The sequence below is a fragment of the Mesorhizobium sp. CNPSo 4671 genome (assembly GCF_057784245.1).
Genome location: NZ_JBWLUW010000022.1, coordinates 17,536 through 39,736 on the forward strand (window position 1 = coordinate 17,536; position 22,201 = coordinate 39,736).

A 22,201-nucleotide genomic window follows, 5' to 3' on the forward strand; every position below is an offset into this window, starting at 1 on the left:
TCGTCTCGTCCTAACCGAATCAGGAGTTGATAAATGGCCTTCAAGATCGTTGCCTCCCAATGCACGCAATGCGGTGCTTGCGAGTTCGAATGCCCCTCGAGCGCAATCAAGTTCAAGGGCGAGAACTACGTGATCGATCCGGAGCAGTGCACTGAATGCAAAGAGGCCTTCGATACGCAGCAATGCGCCTCCGTATGTCCGGTGCCGAAGACCTGCGTTCCCGCCTGAGCTGCATCCTTTGCTGACAAACTGGAGCCGCGGGAAAGGAAGGAAGCCGGATGGGCCTCGGACGCGAACAGGAGGTTGAGATCCGCAAGCCTCCACGATTTGTGCCGGGCGAGCGGGTCCGCGCCACACGACACGTAAAGAACGACGGTACCTATCCCGGTAGCGAGATAGGCGCAAACCTCGTGCGGAAGGGCGATGAAGGCTATGTTCGCGACATCGGCACTTTTCTCCAACAGTTCTACATCTATGCGGTCGAGTGGCTCGATCGCGGCACCGTCGTTGGCATGCGCGCCCATGAACTGATCAGCCTTGACAAATCCGGAGAACCTTGCAGTGCCGAAATCGCCTGTGGTCACTAACAATGGAACAGCCCAATGAAGCTAATGATCCGCAGGACCGATGCCGGCCTATCGGCCTATGTGCCGAAGAAGGATCTCGAAGAGCCGATCATCAGCGTAGAGCATGAAGAGCTATGGGGAGGGTCCATAACGCTCAGGAACGGCTGGCGGCTCGTCCTGCCCGACCTGCCGCGAGATACACCTTTGCCGATCACCGTCGAGGCTAGGAAGATTTCCGACGAAGAGTGACGCCAACAGGTCGGCAATCTGAGAGCGTCAATGGGAAACGAGCATGGAAACCATCCTGGCCTTGCGCCACCTCATGATCAATCGGGACAGTCATGCCGCAAAGCAGCTTGCACTGCTGAAGAAAGCACTTTGCGCCGATGAGATCATCCCATACCTCGGTCCGGACCTGCCTCGGCTTAGGCACGGGGATCCACCGGTACCGCTCACGCCGCAAGCCGTCGCCTCGGCACTCAACGCGCGGGCGCCAGCTCCTTCGAAGATTCGTGCCAATATGTGGTCGGTCGCTCAATTCATCGAACAGCGTCGGCATCGGCGGACGCTCCAGGCCTGGATGGCCGAGATATTCGCGGGGCCGGTGGCGCCGACCGTCTTTCATGCCTGGCTCGCGACCCTTCCGCTCTCCCTGATCGTCGATAGCTGGTACGACGGCGCCATGCGCGCTGCCCTGGTAGCGACCGGGCGAACTGATGTCGTGGAGGTTCAAGGCGTACCGCGCGCGGACGCAATTGGCGACATCTGGACGAGAACCTACCATTTGTCTGGAATGGAACTCCAATCAGACTCGACGGCAGCGACGGTCCTCTATACGCCGCACGGCAGCATCAAGCCGGCGGCAAACTTCCTCATCGCAGATTCGGATTACGTCGAAGCCCTAACCGAAATCGATATCCAGACGCCTATCCCTCAAGCCGTGAAAGAACGGCGCACCAAGCGCGGTTTCTTTTTCTTCGGCTGTCGGTTCGACGATCAGATGCTGCGCATATACGCCCGGCAGGTGATCAAGCGCTCAAGCGGCCCACACTTTGCGGTTATCGATTCGGCAACGTTGACTAAGAACGAGCGCCGCTTCCTTGCAGCAAACGCAATTACGGTCATAGACATGCCCGCATGCGAAGCCGCAGCTCAACTGGTAGGGACAGGTATCTAGCCGATGGTGGCCAGCTTTGCACATCAGCGGCATTTGGCGGGGGAGTCGTTCGGCTCAAGGCCCTCCAAACGGCACAAGGCCGCTGGGCTGCCCCCTCCAACAGTAAGGCTATTCGTGGCGTGACGAAGCCCGGAAATTGGGTGGCGATCGGAGAAGTGGCCGGTTCAGTCCGGGGCTGGAGCACGATCGCGCGCATTACCCGGATGAATTTGCGGCACCCGTGGCAGGTCACCGGAGCGATCGGCTCGACGCTCGTTGCGGCATCGCTCCAATTGCTGATCCCCGTGCTCCTCGGTAAGGCCATCGACCAGACCCAGACAGCCGTCGGCGGCGGACTAAGCGGAGCGGCCGCGCAAGAGGCGCTGCAGAACTCGGCCCTCCTGCTGCTCACCGTTAGCATGCTGCGCGGCCTGTTCACGCTGGCTCAGAACTATCTTGCCGAAGCGGTCGGACATCACGTCGCGTATGCACTGCGGGTCGCTGTTTATGACAAGATCCAGCGGCTCAGCTTTTCTTTTTATGACCAGGCGCATTCAGCCGATCTGATCACTATCGGCATGCTCGACCTGGAAGGCGTGCGTATGTACTTCGCTGCCTCTCTGGTTCGTGCGGTCCTGCTCGTCATGCTGATCGGGATTGGTGCCCACATATTGATTTCCACCAACGTGTTTCTTGGTCTTCTCGCGCTGAGCTTCGTGCCCTTTGTCGCGTGGCGCTCATCAATCACCCAGCTCAAGCTGCGTGCCACCTGGCTTGATCTGCAGGAGCGGCTTTCCGTCCTCAGCCGCGTGATGGAAGAAAATCTCGTCGGCATCCGGGTTGTCCGCGCGTTTGCAGCGCAGGCTTACGAGATGCTGAAGTTCGACCGCGCCTCTAAGAATGCGCTTAGTCTCATCCTCGAACGGGTCGAGATTTACGTGCGCAACATTTCCGCGATGAATTTCTCGTTCTTTCTCGCCATGGGACTGGTCCTGTGGATCGGCGGCAACAAAGTTGCCGCAGGCGAAATCAGCGTGGGCAAACTTGCTACGTTCCTTTCATTTATGACGATCCTCCAGATGCCGGTTCGCCAGATAGGCGTGATAGTCGATGGCTTCGCCCGGGCCTCAACATGCGGTTCGCGCCTCTTCGGCTTACTCGACCTGGACATTGCGATCAAAGACGCATCAGACGCCGAACCGCTCGAAATCAGCGAGGGCACCTTGCGCTTCGACCATGTTTCATTCGCCTATCCGGCCGCCAAGGAACGCCCAATCCTGAAGAATATCAGTTTTGAAGCCCGCAAGAGCGAGACGGTTGCAATTGTCGGCCCGCCCGGCTCCGGCAAATCGACGGTGGCTCATCTGATCCCTCGTTTTTACGACGTCACCGGCGGTGCCATCACGCTTGACGGCCAGGATATCCGCGACGTCACCCTGGCCACGCTCCGCAGAGCCGTCGCGGTCGTGCAGCAGGATGCATTCGTTTTCACCACGACGATCGAAAACAATATCGCCTATGGCGATCCCTGGGCCAACGCACAGCGGATCGAGCGCGCGAGCGAGTCGGCTCAGCTTCACGACTATATTCTCCGGCTGCCGGCCGGCTATAAGACGGTCGTGCGAGAGCGCGGCGTATCCCTGTCGGGCGGACAGCGTCAGCGCCTGGCGATCGCCCGCACGATGATGCTGCGCCCCTCGGTCATTGTCTTCGACGACTCGACTGCCGCGATCGATGCAGCCACCGAACAGCGCATTCGCTCCGCCATGCGACTCTTTGCCAAGGATCGCGTGACCATCATCATCGGCCACCGCCTGAGTTCGCTCATGCATGCCGACGCAATCCTGTTGATCGAGAACGGCGAGATTGTCGAGCGCGGCACTCATGAAGATCTTCTGGCGAAAGGCGGACGCTACAAGGCTCTTTACGACCTCCAAGTGCGCGCATTTGATGACATGCTGCCCGACCAGAAGGGGGCGAGCTGATGCTCCAGGCCGGCGAAGTCGAGGCGGAACGCAACGATGCTCGAGACGACGACCGGCGCCCGCCGCATGCCGTCGTCGGCTCGCACCGCTTCGAAGAAGAGATGTTCGGATCGGCGTTTGACAAGAATATTGTCCGGCGCATTTGGGCGTTCGTCAGGCCCTACCGCGCCAAATTGATCATCTCGGTTGCCGCGATGTTGATCCTCACCGGTTCACAGCTTCTCATCCCCCTCATCATCCGCTTTGCGATCGACCATGGAATGCAGCCGGGAAGTGGCGATCGCTCAGCTCTGCTTGCGGCCGCCGGCGCTTTCCTTTTCACGATCTCAGTCAATTTTGCTGCCAGCTACACGCAGGAGATCATGGTCTACAAAACGGCGGAGAAGGCTCTGTCCGATATTCGCCGCGCCACGTTTGGTCATCTGCAAGACGTAGCGCTTTCCTTCATGGACAAGACAGAGGTGGGACGGCTGATGTCGCGCCTGCAGGGCGACGTCAATTCCATGCGGGAATTCTTCGAAACCGCAGTGTTTTCGTTGGGCGACATCGCCCTTCTCTTTGGCATCGTCTTCATCATGCTGTGGCTTGATGTTCGCTTGGGGCTCCTTACGTTCTCGGTATTGCCTGTTCTCTTCGTGGTGCGCCTCTTGTGGCTGCCGCGCGCGCGCGATGCCTTCATGGCCGCGAACGAGGCCAATTCGATTTCCAATGGCGCGCTGGCTGAAGCCATTCATGGCGTACGGGCAGTGCAGTCCATGGATCGGCAGCAGGTCAATTCGATGCTTTATGATGATAAAGCGCGCGCCAATCTCAAGACACATCTGACCGCTGCCAAGTACGCACAGATCATGGTGCCGATCGTCGATGGCCTGACGGGCGTTGCCGTAGCTGTCGTCATCGTTGTCGGCGGTTCAATGGTGATGAACGACCGCATCGATGTGGGTGTGATAGTCGCTTTCCTCTTCTACATTCAGCGCTTCTTCGATCCGATCCGCTCGCTCACCTTGCAATATTCGATCATGCAACGGGCGATGGCGTCGGGAAAGCGTCTGATCGAGGTTCTTGATATCAAGATCGAGGTCCAGGACAAACCGAATGCCAGGGTGCTTTCAGCCGACATGGACGGCTCGATCGAGTTCAGGAACGTTACTTTCGGCTATGATCCCGAGCATCCGGTGTTGAACAACGTGTCGTTCCGGGCCGATCCCGGCGAAACCGTCGCCTTGGTCGGGCCGACGGGTTCAGGTAAATCGAGTGCAATGGCCCTCGTCCACCGCTTCTATGATGTCCAGAAGGGCCAGGTGCTGGTCGGCGGCTACGATGTGCGAGATGTCACCCAGAAATCTCTTGGCCGTCAAGTTGCCATGGTGCTACAGGAGCCGTTCCTTTTTACCGGCACGGTCTTTGAGAATATCCGCTACCACCAGGCTGAAGCCACGCGGGAAGAGGTTATCGAGGCCGCCATGGCCGTTGGCGCGCACAGCTTTATCGTGCGCCTTCCTGGTGGATACGACGCCGCTCTAGGTGAGCGTGGCGGCAATCTCTCGCTGGGCCAGCGCCAGCTTATCAGCTTTGCACGTGCGCTTGTCGCAGACGCCAAGATCCTGGTACTCGACGAAGCGACCGCGAATATCGACAGCTACACGGAAATGCAGATCCAGAAGGCACTCGTCACGCTTCTCGAAGGCCGAACTGGCCTCGTTATCGCCCATCGTCTTGCCACAGTGCGGGGCGCCGACCGTATTGTCGTTCTCCAGAACGGCAAGGTCGCCGAAAGCGGAAAACACGACGAGTTGATCAAAATGGGCGGTGTCTATTCCAAACTTTACAGGCTCAACCACGCCTCGTTCGACACCCCCGATGAACAACTCGATACCTCCGAACCAGCGGGCTACAGATCTGAGGCGCGAAACTCCGAGGAGCCACCGCAATGGTGCAGGCGCATTGCCGAGCGGCGATAGCCGGCGCGTCGCCCGCTTGCGGAAGCAAATCGAGCGCCTGCGCAATACCGAGATCGCCACCACCCATGACGAGCATTTGATTGCTACACGGTGCCGGCGTGGCCGACCGTTCTCGCGGCCGAAGACAAGCCCGAAACAAACCGAAGCCGCCGTGGCGGACGCCATCGTAGCGCTGAGCAGGCAACGCTTGAACGGCAAGCACGTCGCCAGCGAAACCGGTGTATCCGAGGCAACCGTGAGTCTGGTGCTGGCACGCGTTGGCCTGTCGTGCCTCAAGGACCAGAAACCTTAGCCGGTGCGCCGCTAGGGGGCGAGCACCCAGCGTGCTCACCGACATCACGAAGCTCGGTCGATCGGCTCTGTGGGGCACCGCATTCCGGGCGATATCCTGGTGCGGTCGAATCGCCATCTCGGCATCGGCTGGGAGTTGGTCCACGTCTGCATCGACGATGCCTCGCGCGTCGCTTTCGTCCAAGTCATGTCCGACCAGCGCAATGAGAGGGCTGTCACCGGGCAGGCAATCACGTAGGATAGCCCATCCCTGGCCATCTCGCAGTCTCGCCTTTCGCCATGATGCCATCACCTTGAGAAATTCTGGAACCTCTCTCTAATGATTGCGGTACTCGACCATTACAATGATCGGACCCCTTCGTGGTCGCAGGTCTGCAGGGCGGGTTCGCAGAACGTGTTAATCGGAAAACACCGCGCTGCGGCTTTTGCAGCCCTTCTCCTCGCGCAGCGGGCGTACGCTCAGCCCGTTTAAGAGCAGTGCCGTGACCGATGTCACTTGCTCGTCGAACGACTATTACGATAAAGCTCCGCGCTAATCAGGAAGCGCTGGGAATTCGAGCGGCGACTTCATTCTTCCACTCGTTTTTATCAGGCGGGAACTATGAGGCGGCAAACGCGACCATTCACCGTGGAAGTCAAACAGAAGCGCCGTTATCAAAAAAACGCGCGTTCCATCTGGGGCGATTTCGACATGGCCGCGGCGAGCGCCGAAACCGCAGAGGAACTCCAGAAGAGCCGGCAGCCAACTCGTCAGCTTGTTGACCCTACTGTTGTAGCCCTCAATGCTGAACCTTGCAAAAACCATCGATGGAGAATTTCATGGCAAATCGCCTGGCAACCGAAACAGTAATTCCTACCGAAACGGCAGCCGAGGCGGAGACGTCAAAACCGGGGGCGAGAACGCCGCGGACGAGGAAGCCAAAGGCTGAGCCGAGCGCGCCTGGCCGGAAGAACGGCGCCAAGCCGATATCCGCGACCACTGAAGCACCGCCATCGGCAGGGATAGGCCGCAAGGTCCGCTCTGCAAATGAGCGCGGCCAGAAGTTTGCTCAAATCGAGACGTTGCTTGGCGGCGGCGCTACTCTCAAGAGCGCGGTGAAGCATGCCGGCATCTCGGAACAGACATACTATGTTTGGAAAAAAGCAGCGACGCCTGCAGCGGACAGTGACGAGCTGAAGGATCTCGTCGCGCTCGAGGAAGAAAACAAGCGGCTAAAGAGCCTGCTTGCGGATCGTCTGCGCAAGGAAAATGCGGAACTGAAGAAAAGGCTTGGGCTAGATTAATCAGACGAGCGTGCGGCTTTCTTTTGCTGCTGGGCTGTGAACGACTGGTTTAGGCTACTGGGTTCACCGTCCGTCGGCGGCGGTTGGAACGATTAAGATTGTCCCCGAGGCGGCCATTTTTTGCGGCAGTAGACTGGCAAACGATCGGGTTCCTCCCGAGGATGAATGCCGCTTTTCCTTGAAGTGTCATAAGGCTGACAACGCATTCTGCAATGCTCGGCGGTGTGGATGAGGCAGCCTTGCGAGTCGGCTGTTCAGCAGGTCGGGAGTAGACGAGATGAAGGCAAAGGCCTTCGGCAGCCCTATTTTCGTGAAGCGTGCCGCTTATGTCGTGCAAGAGATTGCAAGTCTCGAGGACGCTATCGATTTTCTCGATGAGTGGCCCGAGGATCGCAGAGACCTGATCCACGAGACTGCCCTTAAAGCATGTTTTGACGCCTACGATGGGCACAAGCCCTTAAGCACCGCCCGCGCTGCCTTCTACGGCTTCGCGAAGCGGGCCACCATATTGGAAGATCCAACCTCGTCAATGCAGTGGATTGCAGCGGACAGAGTCACACGGTCGGTGTGAACAGCTAACCAGTTCTCATCGTCGTCCGGGACGCGCATGCAGGCGTAGCGTGGAATCCCCGCCTGTGGACCATGCGCTGCCGGGCTATGTCTGCCAGAGGACTTGTCCCTGGCGTAGGGCGACTCCTTGGAAGCGCCCTACGCCACGGATTTACGCTCAGGCAAATCGGGCCATGATGTCGGAATGAATCGTCACTGCAGTGTATAGGGACGCTTCCAGAGGTAAGTCCCCAAACGCGAGCTGGCAAAGAAGATAGTTGGCGCCAGCCATTTCCAATTGACCAAGAAGGGCGTCCCGCACGAAAGCTGCCGTTCCCGCTACGCATAGCTCACTTTCAATCGCCGCTTCGAAGGTCAGCGGTAGGTTTGGTGGGGTGGGGATGCCATTGAGGACGTAAAGAAACTTGAAGCTCTTGAGCCATGTTTCATAAGCAGGTGCCGCGATCGAATAGGCATGCGCATCAGAACGACCAATCACGACCATGCGCAGCAATCCAAGAAACGGCACGGGATTACCTTTGTCCATAGTCTCCTTCCGGCTGGCGCGGAAGGCATCAGTTACTTTGCGGACGGAGGAGCTATGTCCTACGCATGCGAGATTTGCGCCGTTCGCGGCGGCCCAACTTGCAGATTCGGGTCGATTGGTGGCGACCCATGTCGGCGGATGCGGGCGCTGATGGGGGCTAAGCGTCAAGGGAACCTTATTGAGCTCAAAGTGACGGCCTCGATACGATAACTTCCCGCCTTTCATGGCCGCGATTAGGATTTCGCAGGCCTCCGAATAACGGCCCGGCACTGTGTCCGTGCCAATCCCAAAATAATTCAGTTCGGCCGGGAGAGAGCCTCGGCCTAGACCGAGCTCCAACCTGCCACCACTCAGTTGGTCGAGCATGCAGATCTCTTCGAACGCACGAAGCGGATGGTACAAGGTGAGGAGCATGACCAGCGGGCCTATACGCAGCTGGCGGGTGCGCTGTGCGACGCTCGATAAGAAGAGATTTGGCGACGAACCTCTCCCATGTGGGGTGCAGTGGTGCTCTGCGAGATGATAACCATAAAAGCCGAGGTGATCGCACGCCTCCGCCAGCTTCAGGCGATCGGCATATTGTGGGCCGATGTCGCGACCGTCGTCATCCAAGTGATCGAATATTCCGAAGGTCGGCTTCGAAAGAACGTTTTTCACTTTATTGTCTCCAGGATTTTGACGCGGAAAATCCTCGCTCCGGACCAAGGTCTAAGCATCAGGTGAACCAAGTACTTTTAGATATAAAGGTTTCCGCGATGTAATTATGACTTACATAAGCCTCATTGGCTTATTATACATCCGACCGTCTTATCAAAATACTTGCGATCTGATCTAAAAATAGGTCCATATGCTGCCGTGTGCCTATGCTTACTCTTATGCAATCTTGCAGAAATTCTTCGAAAGGAACGGTGACAAGTACTTTGCGCCGCTCTAACGATTGCTGCCACCATCTACCGTCTTGTCCTGTCGGCACGCGGGCCAGCAAGAAATTTGCATGGGAGGGGGTCACGGAAAAACCCAGTTGCGAGAGCGCGAAGGACACGCGCTCCCGCTCCTGCTTGATTTGCCGGTGGTTCTCTTCATAGGCGGCGCGATGCGCAAGGATGCTGATGCCAACCGCATGGCCGATCACGTTCATGTTGAAAGCATTTTGGATGTTGCGCAATCTTCCAATGATTTCAGGATGACCAAATCCAAAACCGATACGAATACCGGCGGCGGCATAGCTTTTGGAAAATGTCCGTAGGAGCAGAATATTGGGATAATTATCGATAAGGCGCAGGCCATTATCCGGTGCGAAGTCGACATAGGCCTCATCCAAAACGATCAGATGATCCGATTGCAACGCGAGGCGTTCGATCTCGGCCACCGGAACGAATGTTCCAGTTGGATTGTTCGGATTGGCTAGAAGAAAGAACTTGGCGCCTTTTGCTGGACCAGAGAGCAATTCCTCTACTGGCAGGGTATTAGATCGACCGCACTCGATTTCAATAAATTGAGCCTCCTGCAACATGGCGAGTTTGCGGTTGAACCAAAAGCCGGGCGATAGCATTGCCACGCTGTCGCCAGGGGCAAGGAAGGCCTTGTAGATGAGTCCCAAAAGTTCGGAGGATCCGTTTCCGACAATCACTTGATCCTTGGTGAGGCCATAGGTGTCGGCCGCGGCTTCCCTCAAGCTGATGTTGTCGAGTTCTGGATACAGATACTGCCGTTCAAGGGCGGCAATTCCACTTTGCATTACGACTTCCGGTAACGGAAATGGATTCTCATTCGCATTTAGCCTGACGTAGCTATCGTTCAGCGAAGGGCGACTGGACGGTAAAGGCTCTAGTTCCCTTGCCACCTGCGAAAACGACGAAAGCACGCTTTCCAGTTTTGGTTCCAACATATCCTCTCCTTTTTTGAGGGCGAAATTATACCCTCTGCTTGCTAAGGTTTATCCCCGCCGATTTCGCTGCACTTAACGTGCAGATTCCAGTATCATTTCATCTAAAGTCATTTCAAAAAATGGGGTTACACTTTCTGACTCAGGCGAATTATTGTTATTATTGCTGTAGGTAAATTTTATCGGCCCGCGCGGCCTGTTTCAGGCGGCGCATAGAATACCCTCTCTTCTCGAGGCAGTGCTTCGGTCACGCGTGCCTCGTCTTTCTTGGGCCGATGTATTGGTGGGTTGCGAACCGGTTGATCTGCGCCAGACTGTTTTTCGCTCACGGCTAACGAGGCGCCACGATATCGCTAGGGAGCGCGTCAACAGCCGACCAGGACCTCCCGATCCTTGTGCTGGATTTGCCAGGGTCAACTCGTTTGAATCCCTCTGGTCGAGACCGTACCGGTGAGCAGCGCTCCAACCGAAAACGCGGCGCGTATTGATGCTCGTTGTTGGCTCAGCGCGGTGGTGCTGCTTTCAGCGCTTTGGATTGCTCAATCCGCGAGTCCTCGCTTGGTGTCTGCGGGTCGACCTCGCTGTGCTTGCGACCGACTAGGCGGATGGACGAGTCGCAACGATGCGGCATCACTCAGTGGCGGTGAGACGGGCGGTTGATCGGCCAGGGTCTCGGCAAGATGATGCCCTGCAAAGGCAGCTTCCAACCGCGCCTCATCCAATTCGCCTTCCCAACGGGCGACCACGAGCGTTGCCACGGCGTTGCCGATGACGTTGGTGAGGGCCCGGCACTCGGACATGAACCGGTCGATACCGAGGATCAATGCCATGCCAGCCACCGGAACGGACGGCACCACAGAAAGAGTGGCGGCCAGCGTGACGAAGCCGGCGCCTGTGACCCCCGCAGCGCCCTTGGAGGAAAGCATCGCAACGAGCAGCAACAGGATCTGATCGCTGATCGAGAGATCGGTATTCGTCGCCTGGGCGATAAAGAGGGCCGCAAGCGTCATATAGATGTTGGTGCCGTCCAGGTTGAAGGAATATCCGGTCGGGATGACGAGCCCTACGACTGAACGATTGGCGCCAGCCTTCTCCATTTTCTCCATGAGAGCAGGCAGCGCGGCCTCCGAGGAGGACGTCCCAAGGACCAAGAGCAGCTCTTCCTTGATGTATCGGATAAGAGAAAGGATCGAGAAGCCGTTGTAACGGCTCACAGCGCCCAGAACTATAAACACGAAGAGAAAGGCCGTGATGTAGAACGTCCCGACCAGCATCGCGAGATTGACGACGGAGGCGATGCCGTACTTCCCGATTGTGAAGGCCATGGCACCGAACGCGCCGATCGGGGCCGCCTTCATCAGAATGCCAACGAGCGCGAAGACGGGCACGGTGAGTGCCTGGAGGAAGGAACTGATCGGCTTTCCCATCTCTCCGACCATCGCAAGGGCAATGCCAAACAGCACCGAGAAGAAAAGGACCTGCAGGATGTCGCCGTCAGCGAACGCGGCCACAATCGTGGTCGGAATGATATTCATCAGAAAGCCCGTCACGGACTGCTCATGGGCCTTCGCGGCATAGGGATTGATGGCCTGAACGTCGAGCGAGGCCGGATCGATGTTGAGGCCGGCGCCCGGTTGGACGACATTGGACACGATGAGGCCGACGATCAGTGCCAGCGTCGAGAAGGTGAGAAAATAGACCATCGCCCTGCCGGCTACCCGGCCGACCTTTTGAAGGTCATGCATGCCGGCGATGCCGGTCGCGACGGTCAAAAAGATCACCGGTGCGATGATCATCTTGACGAGCTTGATGAAGGCGTCACCAAGCGGCTTCATGTTTTCGCCGGCTTCGGGGTAGAAATGGCCGAGCGCGACGCCCATGGCGATGGCGGCAATCACCTGCACGTACAGCCGTGCATAGAAGGGCTTGCGAGGCGCGACGTTCGCGCTAGCGTTCTGTGGGTTCGACATTGATCTCTCTCCCAGACCCGGAAGTTGGCACTGCCTCTCCTCCCCGGGGTTTCTTGATCGCTGCGCTCCGGTCGAACGCTGCTGCGGTGTTTTCCGCAAGAGCCATGCCAAACCGACAGGCCGAGCGGATGGCGCGGTTTCGGTTCTTTTCGGGCGGGTCGCGCCATGTAAGTGTGTGGATTTCCGCACTTTTTGGTTTCATCTGGCGAAATCCGGCACTACTCTGGAGCACTCGGTAGAAGACGACTGCATCAGCGAGGGTGGCTTGCAAAAGGCCCCGTTCAACTTCCTTGGCAGATTGAGTGCCGGCCGATTTCTCTGGCTTGCGGCTTTGTTTGCAGTTCTTGGTCCGGGCCTTGGGTTTTTTGTTTTTGCAGCCGGCCGGATTGCCGGCACCAAAGCTGAGGCGGACCTACGCGACCGCGCTCTTGCGGCGCGCCCACTTGCAGCCGACACTTTGAAAGGAGACGTCGAAAAACAACGACTGATTCCGCGGATCCTGGCTCGTGACGGTGCGGTTCAGGAGATGCTTCGCAGTCCGAGCGCCGGTGGGGAAGCTGCGCTGGATGACAAGCTGCGCGCCGTCGCGCGCGACGCCGCCTCTTCAGTCATTTACGTCATCAACAGTGAGGGAACGACGGTTGCTGCGAGCAACGCCGGCGAGCCTACCAGTTTTGTCGGCCGGGACTTGCGTTTCCGTCACTATTTCGTTGAAGCGATGGCGAGCGGCATGGCCACGCAATACGCACTTGGTACCGTCAGCAAGCGCCCCGGCCTCTTCTTGTCGAGCCGAATCGATGGACCTGAGGGACCACTCGGTGTCGTCGTGGTGAAGGTCGAGCTGGACCGTGTGGAGTCGAGCTGGCGCGAGAGCGGTTTCGTGGTCTTCACGAGCGATGAGCACGGCGTCGTCCTTTCAACCGGCGTGCCTCAATGGCGTTTTAGCGCTCTATCCCCGCTGTCCAAGAAAGAGGCGGAAATCGCCCGCGATCATCTGCAACTGCCTGGCGCGATGTTCGAGCCCGTCCCGCTTTCGCACCGCGGCGGCACACTGGTTACCGCAAGTACCGCGGACAAGGCGGCAGGCTTTGTCGCGGTTTCTCAGGATCTCGGCAAAGTGGTCCCTGGTTGGCGGCTGTCACTGCTCATTCCTGCCGATACAGAGATTTCCGCGGCGATGATGACAGCCCGCACGACAACACTGCTTGCCCTCATGCTCGTGGCATTTGCTGTTTCCGTTATGGTTCGACGGCGGCAGGCGATCCGGCAACGGCAGGACGCGCTTGCGAGCATCAACGCGGAACTGGAACATCGCGTCAACTTGCGTACCGCAGAGCTCCGCCGTTCGAACGAAACGCTCGCAGCTCAGATAGCCGAGCGGGAGAATGCCGAGGCAAGAGTGCGCCGGTTACGTGATGAACTCTCTCAGGCGAACCGCCTCTCAATTCTTGGACAGATCGCAGCCGGAGTTGCCCACGAGATTAACCAGCCGGTGACAGCAATTCGCACCTATGCCGAAAATGCTACACGTCTTCTCCAAGGCGAGAAGCCGCAAGAAACCGCGGGGAATTTGAAATCGATCATTGCTATAACGGGACGCATCGGGGCGATCACCGAAACGCTGCGGTCGTTCTCCCGCCGCGCAACAGGTGCTGTGGGGCCAGTATCGGCGGAAGAAGCGATCGACGGGGCGCTTTCGCTGCTTTCGGGCCGAATCCGAGAATCTAGCGTGACGATCGAACGGAAGCGGACAAATCCGTCTCCGATGGTGATGGCAAGTTGCGTTCGGCTGGAGCAAATCCTGGTCAATCTTCTGCAGAATTCGCTCGATGCCCTGAAGGGCCTGCCGGAGCCGCGGATTGAGATAGCGCTTGCCCAGAACAGAGAAACGGTCGCCCTATCGGTTCGAGACAACGGAACCGGCCTCGCCCCTGAAATTCGCAAGAGCCTCTTCATGCCATTTACCACAAGCAAGGAAAAGGGGCTGGGTCTTGGCCTGGTTATTTCAGCTGAGATCGCCCGGGAGTTCGGCGGCTCGCTGCGACTCGATGCCAGCCACAAAAAGGGGACTTCCTTCACCATCGAACTGAGGCGTGCTGAATGAGTGACGAAAAAGGGAACGTCATCTTCGTTGACGACGACGAGGATCTGCTGCCCGCTGCCGCGCAGATGCTGGAACTTGCCGGCTTTAGCCCTATCGTCCTCAACTCGGCCGAGGCCGCACTCGCCAAAATCGACGAGAACTTCAATGGTACCGTCGTCAGCGACATCCGCATGCCTAGAATGAACGGCCTTCAGCTCTTTGAGCGGCTGAAGGCAATCGATCCCAACATCCCTGTTGTCCTTATCACTGGGCACGGCGACGTCGAACTCGCCGTTGCCGCCATCAAGGACGGCGCTTACGATTTCATCGCTAAGCCATATGAGACTGACCGGCTTTTGGTGACGCTGAATCGCGCTTCCGAAAACCGGCACCTGGTCTTGGAAAACAGGCGCCTTAGAGATGCGGTCGTCCGATCCGCGGGTGATATGCCCCTGTTAGGCAACGCACCGAGTATGACATGGCTGCGCGAAACGCTCCGCCAGATCGCCGATACGGATGTGGATGTCCTTGTCGAGGGTGAAACCGGCGCGGGTAAGGAGGTGGTCGCGGACCTGCTTCACCGCTGGAGCGGACGAAGCACGAAGCCGTTCGTGGCCTTGAACTGCGGGGCGCTGCCCGAAAGTGTTATCGAAAGCGAACTTTTCGGCCACGAAGCAGGCGCGTTTACCGGCGCGCATAGGCGCAGGATCGGTCGTCTCGAATACGCGAATGGCGGCACCCTATTCCTCGACGAAATCGAGTCCATGCCGCCTGCACTCCAGATTAAACTCCTAAGGGTACTGGAGACCCGGCAGGTCACGCCACTCGGTACCAACGAAACCCGCAGCATCAATGTTCGTGTCGTGGCTGCGACGAAGGTCGATCTGGGCGACCCGAACGCTCGCGGTGACTTCAGGGAAGATCTATATTTCCGCCTAAACGTCGTCACGGTCCATATCCCGCCGCTTCGCGAGCGCCGCGAGGACATCCCGATCCTCTTTGCGCATTTCTTGGAACGCGCTTGCAAACGCTTCGGCAAGCCAGTGTGGGAGATAACCGCGGCCGTGCGTAATCATCTCATGGGTCACGACTGGCCCGGCAATGTTCGCGAACTTGCGCATTTCGCCGATCGGGTTGCGTTGGGACTTGAAGGCGCGTCGAATTCGCTTCCCGGAAAAAGAGAAGCCGAACTAAGTCTCTCTCTTTCCGAAAAGGTTAGCCTTTACGAGGCGACCGTGATCCGCAACGCATTGCGGGAATGCGATGGCGACGTGAGGAAGACAACCGAGTTTCTGCAGGTGCCCCGCAAAACCTTCTACGACAAGCTGAAACGTTATGGAATAACCCCGGGCGTGTATCGAAGCAGCAGCGATTGTTAGAAATCCCCTTGATCTCGCTCGACGCGGAAGGGGTGCTATAGGCTTCTTGGCACCGGGAAAATGAAAGCTGCTTGCGCCCAAGAATACACTTCCCCTTTTCGGGTACATCAGTGGCGCGCCCTGCGGTATGCGGATCGGGTCGTCAAAGGGGCGCCTGATGATCGTGCCGTTTGGGATCAGTCCTTTCTGGCTCAGAGGCCTGAGAGACCTCGTGCTGCATATCTGTTCTTTCGGTCAATGCGTGCCACAGAGCTGCGTCGAAGTGCCAACGGGTACGCGCCGTTACCGCCGAGTTCACCAAGAATCGGCTGCGACATTGGCGACATCAAACCGGGCTGACTAATTCTGTCAAATTCTGTGACCCGTCCTCTATGTTCCCCATCACTTCCTGTTGGATTCGAATCATGACTAAGCGGCCCACAATTGCAGATCTCGCCCGCGAAGCAGGGGTTAGCGTAGCGACGGTCGACCGGGTATTGAACGGTCGCCGACTGGTGAAGGAAGAGACTGCACGGCGGGTCTGCGAGGCGGCCCGCGCCATCGGCTACAACGCAGCTGGACTGATGCAGCAACGCACGCAGCGAATTTTGCCAGAGTACCGGCTAGGTTTTATTCTCAGAATGCCAGCCGAACATTTCTATCAGGATTTCGCGCGCGAGATTAAAGCTGCTGTCAGCGCGGCACAGTCCTTCCGGGGCATTCCATTCGTTGAATTTGCGCCGTCGCATAGGCCTGGCGACCTGGTCGCGCTGCTCGAGGACATGGGTGCACGCTGTCACGCGATCGCGATGATGGCGCCGGATCATCCAACCGTCACGGCAGCTGTCGAAGAACTCAAATCGAACGGAACCCCGGTTTTTTCGCTGCTTTCTGATTTTGCAGCTGGCGTGCGCGAGGGCTATCTGGGCCTCAACAACCGCAAGGTTGGGCGGACAGCAGCCTGGATGTTTTCCAAGGTTGCAAAAAGGCCCGGCAAGGTGGCGGTGTTAGTCGTCAGCCATCGTTTTCACGGACCCGAATTGCGAGAAATCGGCTTTCGCTCATACTTCCGTGAGAAGGCGCCAACGTTCGAGGTGTTAGACACGCGCGTGAATCTCGACACGCGGCAAACCACCTACGACGCTACGCTCGATGTTTTAAGACGCGAACCCGAACTTGTCGGTTTGTATGTCGCCGGCGGAGGCACGGAGGGCGCCATCGCTGCGCTCCGGGAAGAGGGCGAAGGTCGGAATCTCCTTGCGATCGTCAATGAGATCACGCCGGAGTCGCGGGCAGCTCTCGCGGACGACGTCATTACCATGGCGGTTGCCACACCCTTGCGCCAACTTTGCCAGGAGTTGGTAACGCTGATGGCCAAGGCAATCGAGACAGGCACCGCAGGGGCGCCATGGCAGACATTCTTGCCGTTCGAGATCTATCTGCCGGAAAATATTTGAGGCGAGATTCGCTTTCTCCGAGCGGTTCGGTCGCGCATGGGTGGAGGCGGAACTGAAGGACGTCGGTGATCAAGCTCGGATGCGCGGGTTGGCTACCGCATTCCCGATTGTGCGTCCGGGGCTGTTCCTATCTTACTGCGGGCGCGGCGTTCGCCGACCACAAAGCGTCTAGTCTAACGGGCATTCCCCTGCCGTGGTCCCGCCTCCGCCCATGCGCGACATGTGCGCCGTCGCGGCGAGCGATTAGGTGACGCGCCTCCCTTGCGACTGCCCAGACGAACTCTTCGATCACACGCTCCAGCCGGTCGCCCCGTTCTTTCGAGACGCGCACCGCCTCGACGATCTCCTGGAGTGCGATCTGATGCGCGGGATGATCGAACCGCTGTTCCTGAAGCCAGCGTAGATAGCGCATAGTTCAGCGCTTCCTTCGCGGATAGCTATGGCCGTGCTTGTGCAGGAATGCGCTCGCCTGCTGGCGATGGACCCGCAGCGCCTCGACCGCGGCCTCCCGCGAGCGAACAAGATCCCGTATGACTCATGTCCTTCATCCGGAGCCCGCACCGCGGTCAGCTCGCCGGCGCGCAGTAGCCGGGCAAGGGAAATGGCGTCTCGGCGGCTCGTCTTCACCCGATCGCTGGGCTTCCTCGGGATCAATGACGCTGCAACCACGGCGCACTCATGCCCGAGGGACCGGATCAGGCGATAAAGGCCGTACCCAGTCGGACCAGCCTCGAAGCGGTATGCACGTAATCAAAGCGGCTGGCGATCCGGCCTATGACCCGCCGCATGCTGGTCGCTGACGCGTCGACCTCACCGAAGAACCGAACCTCTCCTTCCGGCCTGCCTCCGCAATCGAAATAGCGTTCTTCAGCTCCGCAACATCGATTCCGACAAATTCTCTATACTCCGCCACGGCTCATCCACCTGTGGTGAGAATCGGCTCGGCCCCGCCCGAGCACCCCTGGGACGAGCAGTGTAGGGCGAGCCACCTCATCAGCAGAAGCGGACAGACAGTCTTACGATAAATCCCCGCTTTGTGCGTCCATGAGACCGCCGGCGAGCCGGATTGCGCCTTCGGAGCTTGACGGGGAAGATGATTGAATTATACAGCGACGCAAGCAGTTAGGAGAATGCCATGCCTGCTTCCGGCCAGCGCCTTCACTACCGTTTGGTCTGGCTCGCGTGATGAAACGGGCCATCCCCTGGGCATTGCCAAATTGAGCCTGCCCTCGCGGATACCGTTCACGATCGCGGTGGCGGGCTGCCCGATTCTGGTCCTTGGAAACCGTTAAACGGCCGCCGCGCGATTTGTCACCGCAATCCTCAGACTGGCAACCTCGAGCACAACGATGTTCTTTTTGTTCGACGGACGCTTGCTGATGAGATCGCGCCAATGTCGCAGGAGGATATCGAACAACGTCGATGGTTAGGTTGTCGCAGAGCCAATTGAAGAGCAGTCTGTCTCTCGTCGTGGTTCCATGATTAGGCCAGACCTATCGTCGTGGGAGCGAAGGAGAAGGCTCCACAGTTCGACTGCAGCCACATACTAGGCTGGAGGAATGTTTCCTTCGGCCGCTCGGAGCGTTTTTCACGATGCAGTCCAATAACGACGGCAAGATTGTCCCGGTCATCATGGCGGGTGGGGCAGGCACGCGCCTGTGGCCGATCTCGCGCGAGAAGATGCCGAAGCAGTTCGTCGCCCTGATGCAAGACGGACTGTCAACCTTTCAGGCAACCGTGAAGCGGGTTTCGGGACCGGAATTCGCGCGGCCGATCGTCATCAGCGGCAATGACTTCCGCTTCATCGTCGCCGAACAGATGCAGGCGATAGGGATTGAAGGGCAGATAGTGCTCGAACCGGAACGGCGCGATTCCGCCGCTGCTGTGGCAGTTGGCGCATTGCTGACCGAAAGCATCGGTGAGGACGCGGTCTGCCTCATCCTGGCATCAGACCATGTGATTTCAGACGAAGGCAGTTTTACGGCCGACTGCGTACTGGCAGCCCGCGCCGCTTTGAGCGGCCGCATCATGACGCTCGGCATCGCACCAACCGCGCCGGCTACCGCCTATGGTTATATCGCCGTTGGTGAGCGGCTGAAGGAAGAAAACGCCTTTGCGGTCGACCGTTTCGTGGAGAAACCTAACGCCGAGACCGCTGCCAAATACGTTTCCGAAGGCATGCTCTGGAACAGCGGCAACTTCCTCTTTGCGCCGGCAGTGATGCTGCAAGAACTCGAGGCGAACACGCCGGAAATCCTGGCTGCCGCCAGAGAGGCCGTGGAGAAGGCGGTGGTTGATCTCGACTTCCTGCGCCTCGACCCCGAAGCGTTCCGCAAGGCGCCGACGAACTCCATAAACTATGCCGTGATCGAGCGCACGCGCAACGTAGGCGTGGTGCGCGCTGCGTTCGGATGGTCGGAGGTCGGCGCCTGGGATGCGCTCTACGATATCGCGACGCGCGATGAAAATGATAATCTGCTGGAAGGTCCGGTTGTTGCCATGGACACAACCGGCAGCCTGGTGCGCTCCGAAGGCGCGCTGACCACTGTCATTGGTCTGGACAACGTCGTCGTTGTGACCACGTCCGACGCCGTGCTCGTTGTGTCGAGGAACAAGGCGGCCATGGTCAAGGATCTCGTCGCCGGCCTAGTCAGGCTGGGACATGCGGCCGCGACAGAACACCTGCGCATCCATCGCCCCTGGGGCTGGTATCAGCGCATTGACATCGGCGCTCGCTTCCAAGTCAAACATATCTGCGTGAAGCCGGGCGGTACGCTGTCGCTGCAGCGGCACCATCACCGCGCAGAGCACTGGGTGGTGGTGCACGGCACTGCCGAAGTTTCCATCGACGGTGTTGTCAAGTTATATCACGAGAACGAAGCGGCCTACCTGCCGATCGGTTGTGTGCACCGCATGCGCAATCCGGGGAAGATCGATCTGAAGATCATCGAGGTGCAGGTCGGATCTTACACCGGCGAGGACGACATCGTGCGCATCGAAGACATCTACGCGCGGGTCTGATGTCCAGCCTTAAATTCGGCAACAGTGGCCTGCGCGGCTTCGTCACCGGGCTCGCCGGTCAACCCGCGCGCGACTGGACAAAGGCGTTTCTCGCCTATGTAGACGACGCCGGGCTGGCAGGCCCTAGGGCCCTCTATGCACGGGCGCGATCTGCGGTCATCCAGCCCCGGCATTGCCACCGACTGCCTGGAGACCGCCCGCCAGGCCGGCTGGCACCCGGTCGAGTGCGGTGCGCTGCCGACACCGGCGCTGGCGCTGGCCACAATCGCTGCTTCGGCGTCGGCAATCATGGTCACCGGCAGCTATCTCTCAGACGACCGCAACGGCTTGAAGTTCGATGTCGCCGGCGCGGAAATCAATAAGGACGACGAGACCGGCATCGCTGCCAGGATCGGTGCTCTTGCCGAGGCCGGCGGGCCGAGAATCGCGGGGAGCAATCCGCCGGTCACCTCCAAAGCCGCCGAGGCGCTGGACGGATACAGGTGGCGCTATCTCGACTTTTTCAACAGTGACAGCCTGTCAAGCCTTACCGTCGGCCTCTACGAGCATAGCTCCGTGGCGCGTGACCTGTTACGCGACATCCTGGAGGCGCTCGGCGCGAAAGCTGTTTCCTTCGGCCGGTCCAGCGAATTCATTCCGATGGATACGGAAGCACATCGTCCGGAGGATCTGGCCCTGCTGCTCGAGTTTGCGGTGCGCAACAAGGTTGACGCGATTGTCTCTACCGATGGCGACGCCGACCGACCGCTGGTGGCGGACGCTGACGGCACTGTGGTTCGTGGCGACGTGCTCGCCTGCTCTGTGCCGAGTTCCTGGGCCTGCGCACAATCGTCACGCCGCTGACGTCCAGTTCATCGATCGAAAGTTCCGGCATCGCAAGTTCCGTCATGCGCACGAAGATCGGATCGCCGTTCGTCATCGCCCGCTGCCTTCGAATTGCCCAGGCCATCACTTCTGTACTCGGTGACCGAAAGGATCGTCTTCAATCGCTCAACCGACCTACAATTCATTCCGTGGATGAGTTGTATCGAAACAATTGATTTTTGGAATTTTTTGAATGGGGCAAATTCCGTCTGGTTGATTTGAAGCCACGGTCGAGCGCGCCTAGGCAAGCTCGCCTGATACGATTCGCCGAAAGGCTGATTGCGGCTGCTCGTTAGGGTCGTCCCATCGTTCGAAAGCTAGAGGGCGAAGCTTCGGCAGCTGGGGCCCAGTGTCGGGGCTTTGATCAACCTCGCTAGATCGAATGTGTCTGTCGTCGAACTGCACTTTCTTTCAATTGGAAGAGCATCAGTCCGCGTAAGGAAGGGAAAGCAATATGCATCGTCGTCACCTGATCAAAGGGTTCGTTGCACAGGGCGCCTGCCTCATCTGTGCCGCTGCCGCGCGTGCGGATGAGGCCCATTGGGGATACACTGGCCAGGTGGCGCCCGAGCACTGGGCTGATATGGACAGGGAAAATTCCGTCTGTTCGGCGGGCACGCAACAATCACCCATTGATATCACCGACGCCGTCAAGGCCGACATACCGCGTATCACCGTGGATTGGCACAAAGGCCGTGGCAAGATGGTGAATAACGGCCACACCATTCAAATCAATATGCCGCAAGGCAGCACGCTGACCCGTGGGAATCGCACTTTCGAATTGATCCAATTCCATTTTCATGCGCCAAGCGAGCATCGCCTAGCTGGCATGAATTTCCCGATGGAAGCGCATTTCGTGCACAAGGACACAAAGAGCGATAGCTTTGGCGCCCTGGGCGTTTTTCTGATACCGGGCGCGACAAATGCCAGCTTTGCAGGGCTGGCAGCGGCCTTCCCCCCGCAGCCTGGCGCGGCAATGGCCCTCGATATCGATCCCAGTGGGCTTCTCCCGGCCTCGCTCAACTACTGGACTTATGAGGGATCATTGACCACGCCGCCCTGCACCGAGAACGTCGAATGGATGTTGGCAAAAGAACCGGTGGAGGTCGATGCTGGAGATATTGCGCGATTTGCCTCCCTCTACCCCCAGAACGCGCGGCCTATCCGTTCACCTAGCCGGCGCTTCATCCTAGACTTCAACTGAGGCCATACAATGTGGCAGTA

At 58.5% G+C, this 22,201-nt stretch carries 19 protein-coding genes and 1 pseudogene; 16 read left to right on the forward strand and 4 right to left on the reverse strand.

From position 1 onward, the window contains the following. The first annotated feature begins 33 nt into the window (after positions 1-33). The 10 genes from AC04SF_RS34095 (at position 34) to AC04SF_RS34140 (ending at position 7,814) form a co-directional block, all read left to right on the forward strand. Positions 34-228, forward strand: a complete 195-nt coding sequence (locus AC04SF_RS34095; protein WP_488481347.1) for a 4Fe-4S dicluster domain-containing protein — start codon at positions 34-36, stop codon at positions 226-228. A gap of 50 nt (positions 229-278) precedes the next feature. Further along, positions 279-587, forward strand: a complete 309-nt coding sequence (locus AC04SF_RS34100) for a nitrogen fixation protein NifZ (RefSeq protein WP_488481348.1) — start codon at positions 279-281, stop codon at positions 585-587. A gap of 15 nt (positions 588-602) precedes the next feature. After that, entirely contained in the window at positions 603-815 is a 213-nt protein-coding gene (nifT, locus tag AC04SF_RS34105; protein ID WP_488481349.1) for a putative nitrogen fixation protein NifT, read from the forward strand. A gap of 43 nt (positions 816-858) precedes the next feature. Further along, complete coding sequence (locus AC04SF_RS34110; protein ID WP_488481350.1) at positions 859-1,743, forward strand: SIR2 family protein; 885 nt, start codon at positions 859-861, stop codon at positions 1,741-1,743. Between the two features lie 203 nt (positions 1,744-1,946). Continuing rightward, on the forward strand, positions 1,947-3,707 hold the full coding sequence (locus AC04SF_RS34115) for an ABC transporter ATP-binding protein (RefSeq protein ID WP_488481378.1): 1,761 nt from the start codon (positions 1,947-1,949) through the stop codon (positions 3,705-3,707). After that, a complete protein-coding gene (locus tag AC04SF_RS34120) occupies positions 3,707-5,668 on the forward strand; it encodes an ABC transporter ATP-binding protein (RefSeq protein WP_488481351.1) in 1,962 nt (653 codons plus the stop codon). The genes AC04SF_RS34115 and AC04SF_RS34120 overlap by 1 nt, the downstream gene beginning before the upstream one ends. Further along, positions 5,652-5,960 (forward strand): hypothetical protein, encoded by a 309-nt coding sequence (locus AC04SF_RS34125; RefSeq protein ID WP_488481352.1) that lies wholly within the window; start codon positions 5,652-5,654, stop codon positions 5,958-5,960. Before AC04SF_RS34120 ends, AC04SF_RS34125 begins: the two co-directional genes overlap by 17 nt. 99 nt (positions 5,961-6,059) lie before the next feature. Next, positions 6,060-6,197, forward strand: a complete 138-nt coding sequence (locus AC04SF_RS34130; protein WP_488481353.1) for a hypothetical protein — start codon at positions 6,060-6,062, stop codon at positions 6,195-6,197. Positions 6,198-6,778: 581 nt separating this feature from the next. After that, complete coding sequence (locus AC04SF_RS34135; RefSeq protein ID WP_488481354.1) at positions 6,779-7,243, forward strand: transposase; 465 nt, start codon at positions 6,779-6,781, stop codon at positions 7,241-7,243. A gap of 277 nt (positions 7,244-7,520) precedes the next feature. Next, entirely contained in the window at positions 7,521-7,814 is a 294-nt protein-coding gene (locus tag AC04SF_RS34140; RefSeq protein WP_488481355.1) for a DUF982 domain-containing protein, read from the forward strand. A gap of 156 nt (positions 7,815-7,970) precedes the next feature. Here AC04SF_RS34140 and AC04SF_RS34145 read toward each other — a convergent pair whose 3' ends face one another. From AC04SF_RS34145 to AC04SF_RS34155, 3 genes are all read right to left on the reverse strand, one after another. After that, positions 7,971-8,996: an LLM class flavin-dependent oxidoreductase gene (locus tag AC04SF_RS34145; protein ID WP_488481356.1), complete on the reverse strand. Its 1,026-nt coding sequence runs from the start codon at positions 8,994-8,996 to the stop codon at positions 7,971-7,973. 133 nt (positions 8,997-9,129) lie between these two features. Beyond that, positions 9,130-10,227 carry a pyridoxal phosphate-dependent aminotransferase gene (locus AC04SF_RS34150; RefSeq protein ID WP_488481357.1) on the reverse strand — a complete coding sequence of 366 codons (1,098 nt, stop codon included), beginning with the start codon at positions 10,225-10,227 and terminating at the stop codon, positions 9,130-9,132. Positions 10,228-10,763: 536 nt separating this feature from the next. Then, a complete protein-coding gene (locus tag AC04SF_RS34155; RefSeq protein WP_488481358.1) occupies positions 10,764-12,194 on the reverse strand; it encodes a dicarboxylate/amino acid:cation symporter in 1,431 nt (476 codons plus the stop codon). 250 nt (positions 12,195-12,444) lie between these two features. Here AC04SF_RS34155 and AC04SF_RS34160 point away from each other — a divergent pair, with 250 nt between their 5' ends. The 3 genes from AC04SF_RS34160 to AC04SF_RS34170 all read left to right on the forward strand — a co-directional run bounded on the left by AC04SF_RS34160 (position 12,445) and on the right by AC04SF_RS34170 (position 17,092). Further along, positions 12,445-14,298: an ATP-binding protein gene (locus AC04SF_RS34160; RefSeq protein WP_488481379.1), complete on the forward strand. Its 1,854-nt coding sequence runs from the start codon at positions 12,445-12,447 to the stop codon at positions 14,296-14,298. Beyond that, positions 14,295-15,656, forward strand: a complete 1,362-nt coding sequence (locus AC04SF_RS34165; RefSeq protein ID WP_488481359.1) for a sigma-54-dependent transcriptional regulator — start codon at positions 14,295-14,297, stop codon at positions 15,654-15,656. Before AC04SF_RS34160 ends, AC04SF_RS34165 begins: the two co-directional genes overlap by 4 nt. Before the next feature lie 404 nt (positions 15,657-16,060). Continuing rightward, complete coding sequence (locus tag AC04SF_RS34170) at positions 16,061-17,092, forward strand: LacI family DNA-binding transcriptional regulator (RefSeq protein WP_488481360.1); 1,032 nt, start codon at positions 16,061-16,063, stop codon at positions 17,090-17,092. A gap of 244 nt (positions 17,093-17,336) precedes the next feature. Here AC04SF_RS34170 and AC04SF_RS34175 read toward each other — a convergent pair. Then, positions 17,337-18,005: pseudogene (locus AC04SF_RS34175) on the reverse strand (IS110 family transposase); the annotation flags it as partial. 680 nt (positions 18,006-18,685) lie between these two features. Here AC04SF_RS34175 and AC04SF_RS34180 point away from each other — a divergent pair. From AC04SF_RS34180 to AC04SF_RS34190, 3 genes are all read left to right on the forward strand, one after another. Further along, positions 18,686-20,113 (forward strand): mannose-1-phosphate guanylyltransferase/mannose-6-phosphate isomerase, encoded by a 1,428-nt coding sequence (locus AC04SF_RS34180; RefSeq protein WP_488481361.1) that lies wholly within the window; start codon positions 18,686-18,688, stop codon positions 20,111-20,113. A 135-nt stretch (positions 20,114-20,248) separates the two neighbouring features. Further along, complete coding sequence (locus AC04SF_RS34185; RefSeq protein WP_488481362.1) at positions 20,249-20,956, forward strand: phosphohexomutase domain-containing protein; 708 nt, start codon at positions 20,249-20,251, stop codon at positions 20,954-20,956. Positions 20,957-21,431: 475 nt separating this feature from the next. Further along, entirely contained in the window at positions 21,432-22,181 is a 750-nt protein-coding gene (locus AC04SF_RS34190) for a carbonic anhydrase (protein WP_488481363.1), read from the forward strand. Positions 22,182-22,201 lie beyond the last annotated feature (20 nt).

Bases quoted from the DNA above. Each gene is read 5' to 3' on its own strand.
- AC04SF_RS34095 (WP_488481347.1), top strand. From the start codon at position 34: ATGGCCTTCAAGATCGTTGCCTCCCAATGCACGCAATGCGGTGCTTGC.
- AC04SF_RS34100 (WP_488481348.1), top strand. From the start codon at position 279: ATGGGCCTCGGACGCGAACAGGAGGTTGAGATCCGCAAGCCTCCACGA.
- nifT (WP_488481349.1), top strand. From the start codon at position 603: ATGAAGCTAATGATCCGCAGGACCGATGCCGGCCTATCGGCCTATGTG.
- AC04SF_RS34110 (WP_488481350.1), top strand. From the start codon at position 859: ATGGAAACCATCCTGGCCTTGCGCCACCTCATGATCAATCGGGACAGT.
- AC04SF_RS34115 (WP_488481378.1), top strand. From the start codon at position 1,947: ATGAATTTGCGGCACCCGTGGCAGGTCACCGGAGCGATCGGCTCGACG.
- AC04SF_RS34120 (WP_488481351.1), top strand. From the start codon at position 3,707: ATGCTCCAGGCCGGCGAAGTCGAGGCGGAACGCAACGATGCTCGAGAC.
- AC04SF_RS34135 (WP_488481354.1), top strand. From the start codon at position 6,779: ATGGCAAATCGCCTGGCAACCGAAACAGTAATTCCTACCGAAACGGCA.
- AC04SF_RS34140 (WP_488481355.1), top strand. From the start codon at position 7,521: ATGAAGGCAAAGGCCTTCGGCAGCCCTATTTTCGTGAAGCGTGCCGCT.
- AC04SF_RS34150 (WP_488481357.1), bottom strand. From the start codon at position 10,227: ATGTTGGAACCAAAACTGGAAAGCGTGCTTTCGTCGTTTTCGCAGGTG.
- AC04SF_RS34155 (WP_488481358.1), bottom strand. From the start codon at position 12,194: ATGTCGAACCCACAGAACGCTAGCGCGAACGTCGCGCCTCGCAAGCCC.
- AC04SF_RS34165 (WP_488481359.1), top strand. From the start codon at position 14,295: ATGAGTGACGAAAAAGGGAACGTCATCTTCGTTGACGACGACGAGGAT.
- AC04SF_RS34170 (WP_488481360.1), top strand. From the start codon at position 16,061: ATGACTAAGCGGCCCACAATTGCAGATCTCGCCCGCGAAGCAGGGGTT.
- AC04SF_RS34180 (WP_488481361.1), top strand. From the start codon at position 18,686: ATGCAGTCCAATAACGACGGCAAGATTGTCCCGGTCATCATGGCGGGT.
- AC04SF_RS34185 (WP_488481362.1), top strand. From the start codon at position 20,249: ATGCACGGGCGCGATCTGCGGTCATCCAGCCCCGGCATTGCCACCGAC.
- AC04SF_RS34190 (WP_488481363.1), top strand. From the start codon at position 21,432: ATGCATCGTCGTCACCTGATCAAAGGGTTCGTTGCACAGGGCGCCTGC.